Genomic DNA, 18,525 nt, shown 5'->3' with positions numbered 1-18,525 from the left:
GCCGCGGTCGGGCGAGGCCCTGCCGCGGCTCTGCACTCAGGGGCGGGGGAAGCCGAAGGTGTCGAGGGCGAGGTCGAACGGCGCCGGGATGGGGACGGCCTCCCCGAACTTGCCCGCCCACAGGACGCGGTACGCGCCGTCACCGGGCTCGCCGTACAGGTGGATCGTGGGGCTGCCGGTCGCATGCGGGTCGATGAGCAGATAGAGCGGGATTCCGGCTGCGGCGTAGCCGTTGAGCTTGGCGATGCGGTCGTGGACAGCGTTCGACCGGGAGGTGATCTCCACGACGAGTTCGGCGACGTCCGCAGGAGTGAAGTTCTCCCCCCGGGGAACGGCCTTCCTGGGGACGACCACGAGGTCCGGGATGTAGAGGCCGTCGCGACTCGGAATCGCGACGTTGAGGGTCTGGAAGACACCCCAGCCGTCCGGGACCACCGAGTACAGCCGTTGCTGTACCAGGTCCGCGATCAGGTTGTGGTCGTTGACGGGCGGTGGTGCCACGGTGACGATCCCCTCGATGATCTCCACCTTGCAGCCCTTCGGCGCGCCCGTCCCCTTCCAGAGGCCGACCGCCGAGTCCCAGTCGTCACCGCTCAAGGGCGGGTGCTCGACCGCGAGTGCGCTCATGGTGTGCTCCTCAATCGTTCGTCACCGGTCCCAGCATGCCGAACGGGACCGGTGGGGGGCCACCGGTCCCGTTCACTCGTACGGGAAGCCGCAGGTCAGGCGATGCGGTCCAGGACGATCGGCGTGGCGGAGAAGGCCGTGCCGGCCGCGGCGATGTCGAAGGAGCCGTCCAGCGCCGCCAGGGCGTAGTCGAACTTCTCCGGGGTGTCCGTGTGCAGGGTCATCAGCGGCTGGCCGGCCGTGACGGTGTCGCCGGGCTTCGCGTGCAGCTCGATGCCGGCGCCCGCCTGCACCGGGTCCTCCTTGCGGGCGCGGCCCGCGCCGAGGCGCCAGGCGCCGACGCCCACGCCGTACGCGTCCAGGCGGGTCAGGACGCCCGACTCGGGGGCAGCGACCACGTGCTGCTCGCGGGCGATCGGGAGGGCCGCGTCCGGGTCGCCGCCCTGGGCCGCGATCATCCGGCGCCAGTGGTCCATCGCGGAGCCGTCGGCCAGGGCCTTCGCCGGGTCGGCGTCCTTGATGCCCGCCGCGTCCAGCATCTCCTTGGCGAGCGCGATGGTCAGCTCGACGACGTCCGCGGGGCCGCCGCCGGCGAGGACCTCGACCGACTCGCGGACTTCCAGGGCGTTGCCTGCGGTCAGGCCGAGCGGGGTGGACATGTCGGTGAGGAGCGCGACGGTCCTGACGCCCGAGTCGGTGCCGAGGCCGACCATGGTGCGGGCCAGTTCGCGCGCGTCCTCGATGTTCTTCATGAAGGCGCCGCTGCCGACCTTGACGTCCAGGACGAGCGAGCCCGTGCCCTCGGCGATCTTCTTGGACATGATCGAGGAGGCGATGAGCGGGATGGCCTCGACGGTGCCGGTGACGTCGCGCAGCGCGTACAGCTTCTTGTCGGCCGGGGCCAGGCCGTCGCCGGCCGCGCAGATGACCGCGCCGGTGGTGTCGAGGACGTGCATCATCTCCTCGTTGGAGAGCAGTGCGCGCCAGCCGGGGATGGACTCCAGCTTGTCGAGGGTGCCGCCGGTGTGGCCGAGGCCGCGGCCGGACAGCTGCGGAACGGCCGCGCCGCACGCGGCGACGAGCGGGGCCAGCGGGAGGGTGATCTTGTCGCCGACGCCGCCGGTGGAGTGCTTGTCGGCGGTCGGGCGGGAGAGGGCGTCGAAGTTCATGCGCTCGCCCGAGGCGATCATCGCCGCGGTCCAGCGGGCGATCTCGGTCCGGTTCATGCCGTTGAGCAGGATGGCCATGGCCAGCGCGGACATCTGCTCGTCGGCCACGACGCCGCGGGTGTAGGCGTCGATGACCCAGTCGATCTGCTCGGGGCTCAGCTCACCGCGGTCCCGCTTGGTCCGGATGACGGAGATGACGTCCATGAGGTGCTTCCTTCTACGCGCATAGAGAGGGGGAGGAGAGGGGATCAGGGAACGGCAAGTGCGACGGCCCTCCGCCCGGCAGGGCGAAGGGCCGTCGGCACGGCTATCTCAGGTGACCGGGCCCGAAGGCCTGGGGCAGCATCGCGGCCAGCGGCAGGACCCCGTCCGGAGTGTCCACCAGCAGCTCGTCGCCGCCGAATTCGTACAGCAGCTGGCGGCAGCGCCCGCACGGGACGAGGATCTCGCCCTTGCCGTCCACACACGTGAAGTGCGTGAGGCGGCCGCCGCCCGTGGCCTGGAGGGAGGAGACCAGTCCGCACTCGGCGCACAGGCCCAGCCCGTAGCTCGCGTTCTCGACGTTGCAGCCGGTCACGACGCGGCCGTCGTCCACGAGGGCCGCGACCCCGACCGGGAAGCCCGAGTACGGGGCGTACGCCCGGGTCATCGCGTCCCGGGCGTGCGTCCGCAGGGCTTCCCAGTCCACGGTCTGCTCCGGGGTCACTTGCCTTGACCCTTTTGGTACGGCATGCCGTCCGCCTTGGGCATCCGCAGGCGCTGCGCCGACAGGGCGAGCACGAGCAGCGTCGTCAGGTACGGGGCCGCGTCGACGAACTGGCTCGGCACCGCGTCGGTCACCGCGTACCAGACAAACAGCAGCGCGGCGAAGGCCGCCGAGATGCCGGCCTGGATGTACTTCTTCTTGTAGAGCTGCCAGACGCAGACGATGACCAGCAGGATCGCGATCAGCAGCAGCATCGCGTGGACGTTCTCGGCACCGCCGCGCAGCTTGAGGCTGTCGATGAAGCCGAAGAGGCCGGCGCCGAGCGCCATGCCGCCCGGCATCCAGTTACCGAAGATCATCGCGGCGAGACCGATGTAGCCGCGGCCGCCGGTCTGGCCCTCCTGGTAGATGGGGCTGGCGACCTCGGACAGGTACACGCCGCCGAGGCCCGCGAGGGCGCCCGAGACGATCACGGCGATGTACTTGTACTTGTAGACGTTGACGCCGAGGGACTCGGCGGCGATCGGGTTCTCACCGCAGGAGCGCAGGCGCAGACCGAAGGAGGTCCGCCACAGCACCCACCAGGTGGCGGGGATCAGCAGCAGGGCCACGATGGTCAGCAGCGAGATCTCGGTGATGAGGCCGCCGATGACGCCGGCGAGGTCCGAGACGAAGAACCAGTGCTTGGCCTGGAGGTCGGCCATCCAGTCCGAGAGCCCCGGAATGGTGATCTTGGCGATCGGTTCGACCTGCGGGGACTGCTTGGAGGAGCCGCCCGGGGCCTCGGCGAACGTGAAGTTCGACAGGTACTGGGTGAAGCCCAGCGCCAGGATGTTGATGGCCACACCGGAGACGATGTGGTTGACGTTGAAGGTGACCGTGATGATCGCGTGCAGCAGGCCGCCGACGGCGCCGCCGGCGATGCCGACGAGCACACCGGTCCACGGGCCCCACTGGTAGCCGGCCCAGGCACCGAACCAGGTGCCGAGGATCATCATGCCTTCGAGGCCGATGTTGACCACGCCCGCGCGCTCGGCCCACAGACCGCCGAGACCGGCGAGGCCGATCGGCACGGCGAGGGAGAGGGCACCGGAGACCTGGCCGATGGAGGTCAGGTCCTGGGCGCCGCTGATCAGGCGGACCAGCGAGACCAGCGCGAGACCACCCGCGATGATCAGCAGGATCCACGGCAGGGTGAGCTTCTTGCGGCCGCCCGGGGCGGGCGCCGCCTTCTTCGTGGAAACGGTGCTGGCGCTCACGCCGCGACCTCCTTCTCGGTCTTCATGGCGTGGCCCGCGGCCAGCTCCTCGCCGACCTTCTGCTGCTGCCGGCGGATGCCGTAGCGGCGGATCAGCTCGTAGGAGACGACCACCGCGATCACGATCAGGCCCTTCATGATCGTGCCGATCTCCTTGGCGTAGCCCTCCGTGTCGAGACCGGCGGACGCCTTGTCGATGAAGGCCATCAGGAGGGCGGCGAAGAAGATGCCGATGGGGCTGTTGCGGCCGAGCAGCGCGATGGTGATGCCGGTGAAGCCGACGCCGACCGGGAAGCCCAGGTTGTACGTGTGCGTCTCGCCCAGGAGCTGGGGCATGCCGGAGAGGCCGGCGACGGCGCCCGAGATGAGCATCGCGGTGATGATCATCTTCTTGGAGTCGACACCGGAGGCCGCGGCGGCGGACTCGCTCGCGCCGCTGGCGCGCAGGTCGAAGCCGAAGCGGGTGCGGTTGAGCACGAACCAGTAGACGACACCGAGGGCGAAGGCGATGAAGGTGAAGCCGTAGATCTCGCCCGAGTCGCCCATGGAGAGGGCCGGGAACCAGCCGGACTCGGCGATCTCACCGGTGGTGAGGTCGTTGGAGCCCTCCACCTGCACGCCGAGGTTCTTCGGCAGGATCAGCCAGGCGATGAGGCTGGTCGCGATGGCGTTCAGCATGATCGTGGAGACGACCTCGCTGACGCCCCGCTTGGCCTTGAGGACACCGGCGATGCCGGCCCAGAAGGCACCGGTCAGCATCGCCACGAGCACGATCACCAGGATGTGCAGCGGGCCGGGCAGCGTGACCGCCGTGCCGACGAGCGCGGAGATCATCGCGGCGAGGCGGTACTGGCCGTCGACGCCGATGTTGAAGAGGTTCATCCGGAAGCCGATGGCGACGGCCAGGGCTGCCAGGTAGTACGTGCCGGCCTGGTTGACGATGAGGATCTGGACGTCCTCGTAGCCGCCGTTCTCGACCATGATGCGCAGCGGCTCGATCGGGTTGATGCCCGTCGCCGCCAGCACGATCATGGTCAGTACGAAGGCGCTGACCAGCGCGAGCAGGGGCCCGGCGATGGCGAGCAGCAGCCGGTCCTTGTCGAATTTCTTCATCGGGCCTCGTCCTCCGTCGTGTCACCGTCGGCAGCGGCGGAGTGGTTGTCGGTTGCTTCCAGGTGACCCGAGGCGGCGCCCGTCATGGCGGTGCCGAGCTCCTCGGGCGTGACGGTCGCGGGGTCGGCGTCAGCGACCAGGCGGCCGCGGTAGATCACGCGGAGCGTGTCGGACAGGCCGATCAGCTCGTCCAGGTCGGCGGAGATCAGCAGCACGGCCAGGCCCTCGCGGCGGGCCTCGCGGATCGCGTCCCAGATCTGCGCCTGCGCGCCGACGTCCACACCGCGGGTGGGGTGGGCGGCGATGAGGAACTTCGGGTTGTGGCTCATCTCGCGGCCGACGATCAGCTTCTGCTGGTTGCCGCCGGAGAGCGAGGCCGCGGTGACGTCGATGCCGGGGGTGCGCACGTCGTACTCGCGCACGATCCGCTCGGTGTCCTTGCGGGCCGCCTTCGGGTCGAGGATGCCCTTCTTGGAGTTGGGCGCCTCGGTGACGTGGCCGAGGATGCGGTTCTCCCAGAGCGGGGACTCCAGCAGCAGGCCGTGGCGGTGGCGGTCCTCGGGGATGTAGCCGATGCCGCCCTCGCGGCGCTTGCGCACCGGGAGCTTGGTGATGTCCTTGCCGTCGAGGCTGATGACGCCCGCGTCGGGGGCCATCATGCCCATGAGGGCCTCGATCAGCTCGGTCTGGCCGTTGCCCTCGACACCGGCGATGCCGAGGATCTCGCCCTTGTGGATCGTGAAGTTCACGTCGTCCAGCAGCAGGCGGCCGGCCTCGGCCTTCTCCAGGGTCGAGGAGTCCGGGGCGCCCGCGGGAACCAGGACCTCCGGCTCGGCGACGACGGCGTCGCCCGCGGCCAGGGTCAGGCCCTGGACCTGGAGCATCGGGACGGTCGTGACGGTCGACTCGCGGGTCTCCGGCGACGGCAGCTCCGCACCGACCATCAGCTCGGCGAGCTGCTTGGGGGTGGCGGTCTTCGGGTCGGCGGTGCCGACCGTGGTGCCGCGGCGGATGACGGTGATGTCGTCGGCGACCTTCAGGACCTCGCCCAGCTTGTGCGAGATGAAGATGACGGTCAGGCCCTCGGCCTTGAGCTCGCGCAGGTTGTCGAAGAGGGCGTCCACCTCCTGCGGCACGAGCACGGCGGTCGGCTCGTCGAGGATGAGGATCTTCGCGCCGCGGTAGAGGACCTTGAGGATCTCCACGCGCTGGCGGTCGGCGACGCCGAGGTCCTCGACGAGCGCGTCCGGGCGAACGCCCAGGCCGTACGCGTCCGAAATCTCCTTGATCTTCTTCCGGGCCTTGGCGCCGATGCCGTAGAGCTTCTCGCCGCCGAGGACCACGTTCTCCAGGACGGTGAGGTTGTCGGCGAGCATGAAGTGCTGGTGCACCATGCCGATGCCGCGGGCGATGGCGTCACCCGGGCTGGTGAAGGCGACCTGCTCCCCGTCGATGGCGATGGTGCCCTCGTCCGGCTTCTGCATGCCGTAGAGGATCTTCATCAGAGTCGACTTGCCGGCGCCGTTCTCACCGATCAAGGCATGGACCGTGCCCTTGCGGACGGTGATCGCGATGTCCTTGTTGGCGACGACGCCGGGGAAGCGCTTTGTGATGCCGTGCAGTTCTACGGCGGGGGGCGGGCTGGACGCGTTGATGACGCACTCTCCTTGGCGCGAAAGGAGCGGAAGGCAGGGAGGACAGGGCGGGGAGTGAAAGTATCGCGTCCACGATGCTTCTACGCGCGTAGCACTGTCGGAAGTGAAAACTCGCGGCCACGAAGGCTGCTTGGTCACAGACTAGTGATCACAGAATGAGGCTCGGGGCCCGGGAGCGACATCGATCGCTTCCCGGGCCCCGGAGACCCAGGACTACATGTCGCAGACTGCCTTACGGGGCGGTCTTGACAGTGATCTTCTTGGCGATGATGTCGGCCTTGGCCTTCTCCACCGCGGCGATGACGTCGGTCATCTCCTTGTACTTCGGGTTGGAGTCGGCCAGGCCGACGCCGTCCTTGTCCAGGCCGTAGCGGATCTCACCGGTGGTGGGCTTGCCGTCCTCGACCGACTTGATCAGGTCGAAGACGGAGTCCGAGACGTCCTTGGTGACCGAGGTCAGGATGGAGTCCTTGTACTTCGCCAGACCGGCCTGGTTGTACTGGTCGGAGTCGACGCCGATGGCCCACTTGCCCTTGGTGGAAGCGGCCTCGATCGCACCGGAACCGGCGAGACCGGCGGCGGCGTAGATCACGTCGGCGCCCGCGTCGAGCTGGCCCTGCGCGGCGGCCTTGCCCAGGTCGGGCTTGGCGAAGCCGTCGAAGTTCGGCGGCTGGGTCAGGTACGCGGAGAGCACCTTGGCGTTCGGGTTGGTGTCCTTGACGCCCTGCGCGAAGCCCGCCTCGAACTTCTTGATCAGCGGAACCTCGACACCGCCGATGAAGCCGACCGTGCCGGTCTTGGACGCCTTGGCGGCGGCGACGCCGGCCAGGTAGGAGCCCTGCTCCTCGTTGAAGACCATGTTGGCGACGTTCGGGCCGGTCACCGAGGTGTCGTCGATGATGCCGAACGTGGTGTTCGGGAACTTCGGCGCGACCTTCTTGATGGCCGGGGCGTAGGCGAAGCCGACGCCGATGACCGGGTTGTTGCCCTTGCGGGCGAGCTCGGTCAGGCGCTGGACCTTGTCGGCCTCGCCCTCACCGTCGGTGGGCTCCGCCTCGGCGCCCTTGATCTTGAGGTCCGTCTCGGCCTTCTTCAGACCGGCGTAGGCGGCGTCGTTGAACGACTGGTCGCCGCGGCCACCGATGTCGTACGCGATGGCTGCGGACTTCTGACCCGCCTCGGAGGGGGAGGCAGAGGCGTCAGAGGACTTCTTACCGCCACAGGCGGTGGCCGAGAGGGCCAGCGCCGCGGACGCGATGCCCACGGTGGCGATCCTGGTGATCCGGCGCAAGGGGAGGCTCCTTCAAAACCTGACCGAAGCGCCACGACCGGCGCTGGTTTCGCGGCGATCGTAACGCGCGTAGATGTCAGTTAAAGGCCCGTTCATGAGTCGTTATCGGATCGTCGCGAACCGGACAGTGACCGATCGGTAACTGCCAAAGCGTCCAGCCCTTGTGTACCAAGGGCTGGACGGCTCCGCCGGAAGGCCCGCCGATGTTGTAGGGACACCGGCCGGATCCCTACCGGGACGGCAGCACCCGGCGCCCGTCGATCAGTGCCGCGGCCGTGAAGAACTCCACCCCGACGGCGATGGCGTCCTCGTCCACGTCGAAGTCCCCGCGGTGCAGGTCCCGCTTGGCGGTGTCGCCGGGAGTGCGGACGCCCAGGCGCGCCATGGCCCCGGGGACGTGCTCCAGGTACCAGGAGAAGTCCTCGCCGCCGAGGCTCTGCTCGGTGTCCTCGACCGACTCGGCGCCGCGGCGGGCCGCCATCGACTCCCGCAGCAGCTCGGTGATCACCGGGTCGTTGACCACCGGCGGCACCCCGCGCACGTGGTTGATCTCGAACTTGGCCCCGTGCATGCTCGCGATCTCGTCGATCGCCGCGTGGATCATGTCCGGTGCCTCGTGCCAGGCGTTCAGGTCCAGGCACCGCACGGTTCCGGACAGCTCCGCCTGCATCGGGATCACGTTGCAGGCGTGCCCGGCCTCGATCCGGCCCCAGGTGACGGACATGCCCGAGCGGGCGTCCATCCGGCGGGCCAGCAGGGCGGGAGCGTCCACGGCCACGCGGGCGGCGGCCGTCACCAGGTCGGTGGTCAGGTGCGGGCGGGCGGTGTGGCCGCCCGGGCCGGACAGGCTGACCTCCAGCCGGTCGCACGCGGAGGTGATCGGTCCGGGGCGCAGCCCGATCCGCCCGGCGTCGACCCGGGGGTCGCAGTGCAGGGCGACGATCCGGCCCACGCCGTCCAGGACGCCGGACTCGATGGCCTCGGTGGCGCCGCCCGGGAGCACTTCCTCGGCCGGCTGGAAGAGCAGCCGCACGGGGCGGGGCAGCAGGCCCTGGCGGTCGAGTTCGGCGAGGACAAGGCCGGCGCCGAGGACGACCGTGGTGTGCACGTCGTGCCCGCAGGCGTGGGCGCGGTCGGGGACGGTGGAGCGGTAGGACACGTGGGTCTTGGCGTCCGGGATGGGGAGGGCGTCGATGTCCGCGCGCAGGGCCAGCATCGGCCGGCCGCCGTCCCAGGTGCCCACGTCACAGATCAGGCCGGTGCCGGACTTCAGTACGCGTGGTCGCAGCCCGGCTTCTTCGAGCCTGGCCTTGATCGCGGCGGTCGTACGGAATTCCTGGTGGCCGAGTTCCGGGTGCATGTGCAAGTCACGGCGGAAGGCGATGAGTTCGGTGCGCAGGTGGTCCGGAAGTTTGCCGGGCAGCTCGGGCCGGTCGGACGCGACGGGCAGGAGGGTCTGGGACTCGCGGGACATCAACTGGTTCACCCGTTGAAGGGTAGGCCCACGGACGGGTCAACTGGCCGGGGATCACGAAAAGTTCATGCCGTTAGGGGAAAGAAACCCGGCCTCCGGACGCATGACCGGGTGGGCCCGGGGGTAAACTCGCGCGCTCATCCGGCCGTGGAGGCGGTCCGTGCGGGCAGTCTGCGCACATCACGGGCGGTGTCGCTGACCCCGGCGAGGAAGCTGCGGGCGCGCGGGGAGGCGGACCCCGTGAGCCAGGACGGATCGACGTCGCACACGGCGACCGTGACGCCCGTACCGGCCAGGGCGTAGGGCAGCGTGTGGACGACGGTGGACGGAAAGCTGAGGATCGTCCGCCCGACCGGTCCCCGACGGGCGATCAGCTCCAGTGGCAGGTCGGGCCGTACGATCTCCAGCCCGGTCTCCCGGCCGAGGGTGCGCAGCTTCTCCGCGGATTCCCTGCGGTGCGCGAAGTAGCGGGTGGCGCCGTGCTCCGCGGTGAGCGCCCGGACCGCGTCCAGGTAGCGGCCGGGGTCCACCACTCCGGTCTCGACGAGCGAGGTCCCCACCAGGTCGGTGCCCCGGGTGAGACGGGGCGGGCCGAAGCGGGCGCGGGTCCAGGCGAAGTCGTTGGCCCGCAGGGCGGTCGTGCCGTGGGGGACGACCGGCATCGAGGTGAACACCTCGACGCGGCGGGCCCCGCCGGCGGCGGCGGGGCCGGGTGTGAAGCGGCGCCGCGCGGTCGCCGAGACGGGCGCGTAGGCCAGCTCGCGGACGCGGCCGGGCAGTCCTCCCCCGCCGGCCCGGTGCCAGCGGACGAGGCGTTCGCCGCGGGCGGTCTGCGCCACGAACTCCATGGTGGCGGTGCCGTCGTCGACCACCACCAGCTCCTCCGCCCGGACCAGGGTCAGCAGGAGCTGGACGTAGCGCGAGAAGGGGTCGCCGACGACGACGGTGCGTGCGGCCCGGACGTCGCGCGCGAGGGCGGCGAGCGCCCTGAGCGGGGCGAGCCGGCTGCCGCGCGCCTCCTGCCAGCACACGTCGTGGCCCTCGTCCCGGGCCAGTGCGGCCATCCGGCGCAGCTGGCCCCGTGACATGGGGTCGGTGGGCGGCAGGACGACGATCCGTACGGGGGCCGCCGGGCCCGGCCCCTCCCCCGGCGCCGGGCCGGAGCGCGCCCGCTGCGGCGGGATCCCGTCCAGCGGCAGGGGGCCGGCCGGGGTGGCGCGGGCGTACGCCCACTCCAGCACGTTCAGGAGTTGGACCGGGCTCTCGACGAACGCCAGGGTGGGGGCGGAGGGGGTCACCACGTGCTCCTTGTCGGGGGCGGGACTCGTGCGTGCTCGCCGGACCGGGTGCTCCCGGACGGCTCAGACGGCCACCGGCTCGCCCATGACGCGTCGGAGCTTCCTCATGGGGCCGAGCTCGGACTCGTAGACCCGCTTGACCCCGTCGCCGAGGGCGGTCTCGATGGTGCGGATGTCGCGGACGAGGCGGGCCAGGCCGCCGGGCTCGACCGAGGCGGCCTGGTCGGAGCCCCACATGGCGCGGTCGAGGGTGATGTGCCGCTCGACGAAGGTGGCGCCGAGCGCGACGGCGGCGAGGGTGGTCTGCAGGCCCGTCTCGTGGCCGGAGTAGCCGATCGGGACGTTGGGGTACTCGTCGCGCAGGGTGTCGATGACGCGCAGGTTCAGCTCCTCGGCCTTGGCCGGGTACGTCGAAGTGGCGTGGCAGAGGAGGATGTTCGCACTGCCGAGCACCTCGACGGCGTGCCGGATCTGCCGGGGCGTGGACATGCCGGTGGAGAGGACGACGGTGCGGCCGGTGGCGCGCAGGGCGCGCAGGAGCTCGTCGTCCGTGAGGGAGGCGGAGGCGACCTTGTGGGCGGGGACGTCGAACTTCTCCAGGAAGGCGACGGCCTCGGTGTCCCACGGGGAGGCGAACCAGTCGATGCCGCGCCGGGCGCAGTGCTCGTCGATGGCGCGGTACTCCTCCTCGCCGAACTCGACGCGGTGGCGGTAGTCGATGTAGGTCATCCGGCCCCAGGGGGTGTCGCGTTCGATGTCCCACTGGTCGCGCGGGGTGCAGATCTCGGGGGTGCGCTTCTGGAACTTGACGGCGTCGCAGCCCGCTTCGGCGGCGGCGTCGATCAGGGCGAAGGCGTTGCCGAGGTCGCCGTTGTGGTTGATGCCGATCTCGCCGACGACGTAGACGGGCCGGCCGGGGCCCGCGGTGCGGGATCCGAAGGTGCGCAGGCGGGGGTCGGGCTGGGAGCTCATGGCAGGGGTGTTCCTTCGGGGCTGGGGAGTACGGAGGGTGCGGGGCGGGGGCGGCGCCTGGTCGGCGGCGGGGCGCGGGTCGAGCAGCGGTGCCAGCAGGCGGGCGCGGGCCAGGTCGTGCGGGTCGTCGATCTCCAGGACCCGGGCGGGGTCGGTGGGGACGGGGAGGACGCGGCCGAAGAAGCGGTGACGGGCGGTGCGGAAGCCGGCGGCGTCCATGGCATAGGCGGCGCCGGTCTCCAGCAGGTCCTCGGGCCGGTCCTGGCGGCGGGGCCGGTGCGCGGGGTCGTGGTTGACCCCGGTGCCGGGCCCGTCGGCGGCGGCGCGCCAGAGGAAGCCGTGGAAGGGGGCGACGGTCAGGGCCGAGTCCGCCGCCCCGGAGGCGACGGCGACGGCGACGGACTCGACGTCGGAGGTGGCGAGGAAGGGGCTGGTGCACTGGACGAGGAGGACCACGTCGACGGTGAGGGAGTGCAGTTCCTCGAAGGAGGCGAGCGCGTGCAGGACGGCGGCCTCGCTGCTCGCGGTGTCGCCGGAGAGGGCGGTGGGGCGGGCGATGACGTCGGCCCCCGCGGCGCGGGCCGCCGCGGCGATCTCCCGGGCGTCGGTGGAGACGACCACGTCGGTGACGGTCGGCGCGGCGCGGCAGGCGGCGACGGCGCGGGCGACGAGCGGTACGCCCGCGACCTCGGCGAGGTTCTTGCCGGGGACCCCCTTGGAGCCGCCGCGGGCGGGGATGACGGCGAGGACCCTCACAGCTCCCCCAGCCTGCGGATCACCGGGGCGACCCGCTGCACGCCGTGCCGGTAGGCGCCGCGGGCGGCGTCCCGCAGGTGCCCGCGGAGCCTGCGGCGCAGCCGGGACTCCCCGGCGGTGGCGCGTACGGCTCCGGGCAGCGGGGTGCCGTCGGGTGCGAGGTGGTGGCGGGCGAGGATCCCGGGGAGGTAGCGGGGGGCGGTGGTGGCCGTGTAGTAGGGAGCGGGTGCGGGCAGCCGGGCGGCGGCCAGCAGTCCGGCGACCCTGGCCCGGGCGACGGCGTACGGGTCGTGGGCGGTGTCCTCGCCCGCGGCCGCGTCCCGGCGGGCGGCGTCCGCCGGGCGGGCCGGGACGGGCGGCGCGGTCCGGGCGTCGGGGCCCGGCCGGGCCGGCAGGACGCCGTGCGCGGCCAGCCAGACGGGGTCGCCCTCCGGGAGCAGGCCGGAGTCCAGCTGGTCCCAGGAGGCCAGGCAGCCGGAGCCGAGGAAGTGGTGGTTTCCGAGGGCCTCGCGGATGCCGAGGTCGGTGAGGACGGCCGTCGGGACGCCGCGGTGGAGGGATTCCAGGGCGGCCGTCGAGGAGACGGTGACCAGCAGGTCGGTGCCGTCCAGGACCTCGCTCATGTTCCCGTACACCAGGCGGCAGTTGGGCGGGAGCCCGCCCGGGATCCGTTCGGCGAGCCGCTGGTAGGGCTGCTCCTCCAGGTGCGTGGTGTGCTCCCCGGGCTTGCTGCGCAGCTTGATGAGGACCTCGCGGCCGGGGTGTCGGCGGGCGTGCCCGGCGGCCCGTTCCAGCAGGTAGGCCCGGTCGGCGCGGCTGTCGGGCACGGACGGCTGGACGGCGAAGACCACCGTGTGGGCCCGGCTGCCCGCCGGTGCGTACGGCGCCCCGCCGAGGAAGGGCAGCGCGGTCTCGGTGACGGCCCCGGCGTCCGCGCCGACGCCTTCGTACACGGCCCGGAAGCGCTGCGCGTCGTGGCGGGAGTTGGCCAGGACGAGGTCGGCGCCGTGGCGCAGCAGGAGTCCGTCGGCGAGCTTCTCGTACACGACGCCCACGTATCCGGTGACGAGCACGGGGCGGCGGGCCGGCGTGGGCCACAGGGCGCGGGCCCCGTGCAGGACGGCCTGGACGGCGCCTCCGACGAGGGCGAGGACGACCACGTCGTAGTGCTCGCCCTCGATCTCCGCGAGGAACTCGGCGCAGGTCACCTCGGTGAGCCGGTCGGCCCGCACGCCCACCTCGCCGAGCTGGCGCGCGGTCGGTGTGGCGCGGCCGCGCAGCAGGAAACCGGTGAGCTGGTGGTCGGGCACGAGACGGCGGGCGGTGAGTGCGCCCCATTTCCATCGCGTGTCGGAATCGGCGAGTACGGCGACGCGTTTGCGTTCTGGCACGCGGCAGAAGCTATTCCGTGATTTCGGTGATCGGCCCAACGAGCGCACAACAGCCGGTTAACAACGCGTCGACGAAATGCGAAAGCGTACGGGTTCACCCGTCCGACCGGCGCCGTTCACATGGAATCCGCATCCGGGCCACGGTGAATGCCGGGCGGCGTCCTAATGTCTCGCGGGTGCCCAAGCTCTCTGTTGTCGTGCCGTTCTACAACGTGCAGACGTACGCACCGGACGCCCTGAAGAGTCTCGAACTGAACGCCCGGGAGGATTTCGAGTTCCTGCTCGTCGACGACTGCTCGACGGACGGGACCGCCGGCCTGCTGGAGCGGGCGGCGCGCGAGCTGCCGGGGGCGGTGCACCTCAGACACGAACGCAACGGGGGCCTGGCCACCGCCCGGAACACCGGGCTGGACGCGGCGCGCGGCGAGTACCTGGCCTTCCTGGACGGCGACGACTGGCTGGCCCCCGGGCACCTGTCCCGCACGCTGGCCGCCATAGAGGCCCTGGGCTGCGATTTCGTCCGTACCGACCATGTGCGGTGCACCGGCCGTACGCGGAGCGTGCAGCGCGTCCCGCACGGTCCCGAGTCGGTGGTGGCGGATCCGCGGACCGCGATCCTGCCCGCCGACCGCGCCACCTCGGTGGACTACCCGTACGCCTGGGCCGGCATGTACCACCGGCGGCTGCTGGACCGCGGGCTGCTGCGCTTCACCGACGGGCTGCGGACGGCGGAGGACCGGCCGTGGATCTGGCGGCTGCACCGGGAGGCGGCGTCCTTCGCGGCGGTGGGGCTCCCGGGGGTCTTCTACCGGCGCGGAGTTCCGACCTCTTTGACGCAGATCGGCGACGAACGACAGCTCGATTTCATCCGGGCATTCGACCAGGTGCTCGCCGAGGTCGCCGAAGATCGCGATTCCGCGCTGTTGCTCCCCAAATCCGTACGAACATACTGCGCGATTATCGCGCACCATTTCGGATCCGTCGAAAGGTTCGAACCGGCCGTGGCCAGGAAACTCCGCTCGATGAGCACGGCCGCGCTCGGCCGCATGCCCCAGGACGTGCTCGACCGCGTCCTGGACGCGATGGACGCCGAACGCGCCGGCCTGCTGCGCCGGCTGCGCCCGGGCCGCCGCACCCCGTCGGGGGCCGTCGTCCGATGACCACCCAGATCTTCCTGGCCTCCACCCTCTACGGCGCGGCCACCCTCGCCGCGGGCGTGGACGCGGGCGGCTTCCCGCCCGCGGGCCGCCGGATCCTCCTGACCAGCAACCACGCGGTGGCCGCCGAGGTGACCCCGGGGATCGCGGACGCGCCGGGCTTCGCCGCACTGCGCACGCGCTTCGACGAGGTCCTCGACTGGAACGCCGTCATCGCGCCGCAGCACCCGAGCACCTGGGCCCCGCGCGCCGAGGACGTACCCCTCTGGGAGCGGCAGCTGCGCTCCCTGTGGGGCCTCGGCGACGACCGTGTCGAGCTGGTCGTGGAGTCCCTCCAGGTGCCGCCCGCCCAGACCCTGTGCCGGCTCTTCCCGGGCGCGGCCGTCGACGTCTACGCCGACGGGCTGATGAGCTACGGGCCCACCCGCTTCCGGCTCGACCCGCAGATCGGGATGCGGGTGCGGCGGGTGCTCCACCCGGACCTGGTGCCCGGCCTGGAGCCGCTGCTGCTGACCGAGTTCGGGGCGCGGGTGGAGGTGGTGCCCGCCCGGTCCCTGCTCAAGGTCCTCGCCGAGCTGCCGCCGCCGGGCCCGGAGCTGGAGGGCGTCGGGGACTCCCCCGCCCTGCTGCTGGGCCAGTACCTGTCGGCGCTCGACCTGATGTCGGCGGACGAGGAGGAGGAGCTGCACGCCTCGATGGTCCGGGGCGCGCACGCGCTCGGCCACCGCGAGCTGGTCTTCAAGCCCCATCCCGGCGCGCCGGCCGCGTACGCCCGCCGGGCCGTGGAGGAGGCCGGCCGGCTCGGGGTGCGGCTCACCGTGACGAGCGCCCCGGCCCTGGCCGAGACCCTCTACGAGCGGCTGCGTCCGGCGCTGGTCGTCGGCTGCTTCTCCACCGGGCTGCTGACCGCCGCCACGCTGTACGGGCTTCCGGTGGCGCGGACCGGCACCGATGCCGTGCTGGCCCGCCTGACCCCCTACCAGAACAGCAACCGGGTGCCGCTGGTGCTGGTGGACGCCCTGCTGCCCGATCTCGCCGACGCGGACGCGGTCCTGTCCTGGACCCCGCCGCCGCCCGAGCGGGTCCGCGGGGAGACCGCCGGCCTGCTGACCGCCGTCGGCTTCAGCATGCAGCCGCAGATCCTGTCCGCGCGCCGCCCCTCGGCCGAGGCCTGGCTGGCCGCGCACCTGACGCCGCACACCCGGAGGTACTTCACCCGGCGCCGGCTGACCTCGCTCGGGCTGCCGGGCGGCATCCCCGCCCGGCTGTCCTTCCTGCCGCGCAGCCGGACCGCGAGGCGGGTGGCCCGCAGGCTGCGCCGGGTGCTCAGCTGACGGCGAGCTTGGCCGCGAAGCCCAGGAAGAGCACCCCCGCCGCCGAGGTCGCCCCGGCCGACAGCCGCTTGCGGCGGCGGAATGCCTCCGCCAGCCGGGTGCCGCCGAAGATCAGCAGCGTCAGGTAGAGGAAGCTGCCGGCCTGCAGGAGACCGCCGAGGAGCAGGAACGACAGGGCCGGGTAGGCGTAGGACGGGTCGACGAACTGCACGAAGAAGGACATCAGGAACAGGATGGCCTTCGGGTTGAGGAGGCTGATCAGCAGCGCCCGCCGGTAGGGACGCTCGCTCTCGCCGGAGTCGGCCGGAGCCGCGGCGGCCGTCTCGTCCCGCTCCCGCCGCGTGCGCCACAGCGCCCAGGCGCCGCGCATCATGCCGACGGCCAGCCAGGCCAGGTACCCGGCGCCGAGGAACTTGACCACGGTGAACACCAGCGGGCTGGCCCGGAGCAGCGCGCCGGCCCCCACGGCGGTCAGCGCCATGAGCACCGCGTCACCGGTGAACACCCCGGCGGCGGCCCGGTAGCCGGTGCGCACCCCGCGGCGGGCCGCGACGGACAGCACGTAGAGCGAGTTCGGTCCCGGCAGGAGAATGATCAGGACGAGGCCGGCCAGGTAGGTCGGCAGTTCGATGACACCCAGCATGTGCAGGAGTGTCGCATGGGTACGCACCTGTCGCGCCAGGGCATTTCACCATGTGGACCCGGGGGGCTCGTACGTGCCCCAGACCTCCCGCAGCGCGCCGCACACCTCCCCCACCGTGGCCCGCGCCCGCAGCGCCTCGCGCATCGGGGGGAGCACGTTCTCCGTGCCCGCCGCCGCCTCCCGCAGCGCCGCGAGCGCGGCGGTCACGGCCGCCCCGTCTCGCTCCGCCCGCAGCCGGACCAGGGCCGCGCACTGCCGGACCTCGATCTCCGGGTCCACGCGCAGCGGCTCGTACGGCTCCTCGCGGTCCAGGGCGAAGCGGTTGACCCCGACCACCACCCGCTCCCCGGCGTCGGTCTCGCGCGCGATGCGGTAGGCGTTGCGCTCGATCTCCGCCTTCTGGAAGCCGGCCTCGATGGCGGCCACCGCCCCGCCCCGTTCCTCCACCCGCGCCATCAGGTCGAGCACCGCCCGTTCCAGGTCGTCCGTCATCCGCTCCACCGCGTAGGAGCCGGCGAAGGGGTCCGAGGTGTGCGGGACGTCCGTCTCGTGGGCGAGGACCTGCTGCGTGCGCAGCGCGAGGCGGGCCGACTTCTCCGTCGGCAGGGCGATCGCCTCGTCGAAGGAGTTGGTGTGCAGCGACTGGGTGCCGCCGAGCACGGCGGCGAGGGCCTGGACGGCGACCCGTACGAGGTTCAGCTCGGGCTGCTGCGCGGTCAGCTGGACGCCCGCGGTCTGGGTGTGGAAGCGCAGCATCATCGACTTCGGGTCCCGCGCACCGAACTCCTCGCGCATGACGCGGGCCCAGATCCGCCGGGCCGCGCGGAACTTCGCGACCTCCTCCAGCAGGGTGGTGCGGGCGACGAAGAAGAAGGACAGGCGGGGCGCGAACTCGTCCACCGTCATCCCGGCGGCGAGGGCGGTGCGGACGTAGGCGACGGCGTCGGAGAGGGTGAAGGCCACCTCCTGCGCGGGGGAGGCTCCGGCCTCGGCCATGTGGTAGCCGGAGATGGAGATGGTGTTCCACCGGGGGATCTCCGCCCGGCAGTAGCGGAAGGTGTCGGCGGTCAGCCGGAGCGAGGGGCCGGGCGGGAAGATGTAGGTGCCCCGCGCGATGTACTCCTTCAGGACGTCGTTCTGGATCGTCCCCGTCAGCTGCGCGCCCGAGATGCCCCGTTCCTCCGCCACCAGTTGGTACAGCAGCAGGAGCAGGGCGGCGGGCGCGTTGATCGTCATGGACGTGGAGACCCGGTCGAGGGGGATCCCCTCGAAGAGGGTCCGCATGTCGTCGAGCGAGTCGACGGCGACCCCGACCTTGCCCACCTCCCCCCGCGCGAGCGGGGCGTCCGAGTCGTGGCCCATCTGGGTCGGCAGGTCGAAGGCGACGGACAGCCCGGTGCCGCCGCCCTCGATGAGCTGCCGGTAGCGGGCGTTGGACTCGGCGGCCGTGCCGAAGCCGGCGTACTGCCGCATCGTCCACGGCCTGCCGGTGTACATGTTCGGATAAATCCCCCGAGTGTAGGGGAAGTCGCCAGGTGCCCCGAGCCGGGTGTCCGGGTCAAAGCCCGTCAGGTCGCCCGAACCGTAGACCGGTTCGATCGGGATCCCGCTCTCGGTGCGTGCCATGTGACGAAGACCTCCGTAGAGCGACCGGGTCCGGGGCTGGTACAACCGTCCCCGC

Annotated in this window: 15 protein-coding genes and 1 pseudogene; 2 read left to right on the top strand and 14 right to left on the bottom strand. The window is 71.8% G+C overall.

Going from position 1 to position 18,525, the window contains the following annotated elements:
• Positions 1-36: 36 nt before the first annotated feature.
• The 12 genes and pseudogenes from ACPU2J_RS21200 to ACPU2J_RS21145 form a co-directional block, all read right to left on the bottom strand.
• Positions 37-627, bottom strand: a complete 591-nt coding sequence (locus ACPU2J_RS21200; protein WP_399310161.1) for a Uma2 family endonuclease — start codon at positions 625-627, stop codon at positions 37-39.
• A gap of 95 nt (positions 628-722) precedes the next feature.
• Positions 723-2,000: a thymidine phosphorylase gene (locus ACPU2J_RS21195; protein WP_423833819.1), complete on the bottom strand. Its 1,278-nt coding sequence runs from the start codon at positions 1,998-2,000 to the stop codon at positions 723-725.
• A 103-nt stretch (positions 2,001-2,103) separates the two neighbouring features.
• Positions 2,104-2,502: a cytidine deaminase gene (locus tag ACPU2J_RS21190; protein ID WP_420079820.1), complete on the bottom strand. Its 399-nt coding sequence runs from the start codon at positions 2,500-2,502 to the stop codon at positions 2,104-2,106.
• On the bottom strand, positions 2,499-3,761 hold the full coding sequence (locus ACPU2J_RS21185) for an ABC transporter permease (protein ID WP_420079821.1): 1,263 nt from the start codon (positions 3,759-3,761) through the stop codon (positions 2,499-2,501). The genes ACPU2J_RS21190 and ACPU2J_RS21185 overlap by 4 nt, the downstream gene beginning before the upstream one ends.
• A complete protein-coding gene (locus ACPU2J_RS21180; RefSeq protein WP_420079822.1) occupies positions 3,758-4,873 on the bottom strand; it encodes an ABC transporter permease in 1,116 nt (371 codons plus the stop codon). Before ACPU2J_RS21180 ends, ACPU2J_RS21185 begins: the two co-directional genes overlap by 4 nt.
• Positions 4,870-6,528, bottom strand: coding sequence for an ABC transporter ATP-binding protein (locus ACPU2J_RS21175; protein WP_361590965.1), 1,659 nt, complete (start codon positions 6,526-6,528; stop codon positions 4,870-4,872). Before ACPU2J_RS21175 ends, ACPU2J_RS21180 begins: the two co-directional genes overlap by 4 nt.
• A 232-nt stretch (positions 6,529-6,760) precedes the next feature.
• Positions 6,761-7,819: a BMP family lipoprotein gene (locus ACPU2J_RS21170; RefSeq protein WP_361590855.1), complete on the bottom strand. Its 1,059-nt coding sequence runs from the start codon at positions 7,817-7,819 to the stop codon at positions 6,761-6,763.
• Between the two features lie 229 nt (positions 7,820-8,048).
• A complete protein-coding gene (locus ACPU2J_RS21165) occupies positions 8,049-9,293 on the bottom strand; it encodes a M20 family metallopeptidase (RefSeq protein WP_399815813.1) in 1,245 nt (414 codons plus the stop codon).
• 137 nt (positions 9,294-9,430) lie between these two features.
• Positions 9,431-10,591, bottom strand: a complete 1,161-nt coding sequence (locus ACPU2J_RS21160) for a hypothetical protein (protein ID WP_423833818.1) — start codon at positions 10,589-10,591, stop codon at positions 9,431-9,433.
• A 63-nt stretch (positions 10,592-10,654) separates the two neighbouring features.
• On the bottom strand, positions 10,655-11,563 hold the full coding sequence (locus tag ACPU2J_RS21155) for an N-acetylneuraminate synthase family protein (protein WP_361590968.1): 909 nt from the start codon (positions 11,561-11,563) through the stop codon (positions 10,655-10,657).
• A gap of 390 nt (positions 11,564-11,953) precedes the next feature.
• Positions 11,954-12,319, bottom strand: a pseudogene (locus ACPU2J_RS21150) (cytidylyltransferase domain-containing protein); the annotation flags it as partial.
• Entirely contained in the window at positions 12,316-13,710 is a 1,395-nt protein-coding gene (locus ACPU2J_RS21145) for a DUF6716 putative glycosyltransferase (RefSeq protein WP_420079824.1), read from the bottom strand. The gene ACPU2J_RS21145 and the pseudogene ACPU2J_RS21150, both read right to left, overlap by 4 nt.
• Before the next feature lie 176 nt (positions 13,711-13,886).
• Here ACPU2J_RS21145 and ACPU2J_RS21140 point away from each other — a divergent pair, with 176 nt between their 5' ends.
• Positions 13,887-14,870, top strand: a complete 984-nt coding sequence (locus tag ACPU2J_RS21140; protein ID WP_365136693.1) for a glycosyltransferase family 2 protein — start codon at positions 13,887-13,889, stop codon at positions 14,868-14,870.
• Entirely contained in the window at positions 14,867-16,201 is a 1,335-nt protein-coding gene (locus tag ACPU2J_RS21135; RefSeq protein ID WP_423833817.1) for a polysialyltransferase family glycosyltransferase, read from the top strand. The genes ACPU2J_RS21140 and ACPU2J_RS21135 overlap by 4 nt, the downstream gene beginning before the upstream one ends.
• Here ACPU2J_RS21135 and leuE read toward each other — a convergent pair.
• Together leuE and ACPU2J_RS21125 are read right to left on the bottom strand one after the other, a co-directional pair.
• Positions 16,194-16,844 carry a leucine efflux protein LeuE gene (gene leuE, locus ACPU2J_RS21130; RefSeq protein WP_399815074.1) on the bottom strand — a complete coding sequence of 217 codons (651 nt, stop codon included), beginning with the start codon at positions 16,842-16,844 and terminating at the stop codon, positions 16,194-16,196. The two genes, ACPU2J_RS21135 and leuE, sit on opposite strands and share 8 nt — an antisense overlap.
• 45 nt (positions 16,845-16,889) lie before the next feature.
• Entirely contained in the window at positions 16,890-18,470 is a 1,581-nt protein-coding gene (locus tag ACPU2J_RS21125) for an acyl-CoA mutase large subunit family protein (RefSeq protein WP_423833816.1), read from the bottom strand.
• Between the last annotated feature and the right edge of the window lie 55 nt (positions 18,471-18,525).

This window comes from Streptomyces manipurensis (assembly GCF_049570255.1).
Lineage (GTDB): Bacteria > Actinomycetota > Actinomycetes > Streptomycetales > Streptomycetaceae > Streptomyces > Streptomyces manipurensis.
Note: the sequence above shows the minus strand (reverse complement) of the source record. Positions and strands in the feature narration are given on the sequence as shown.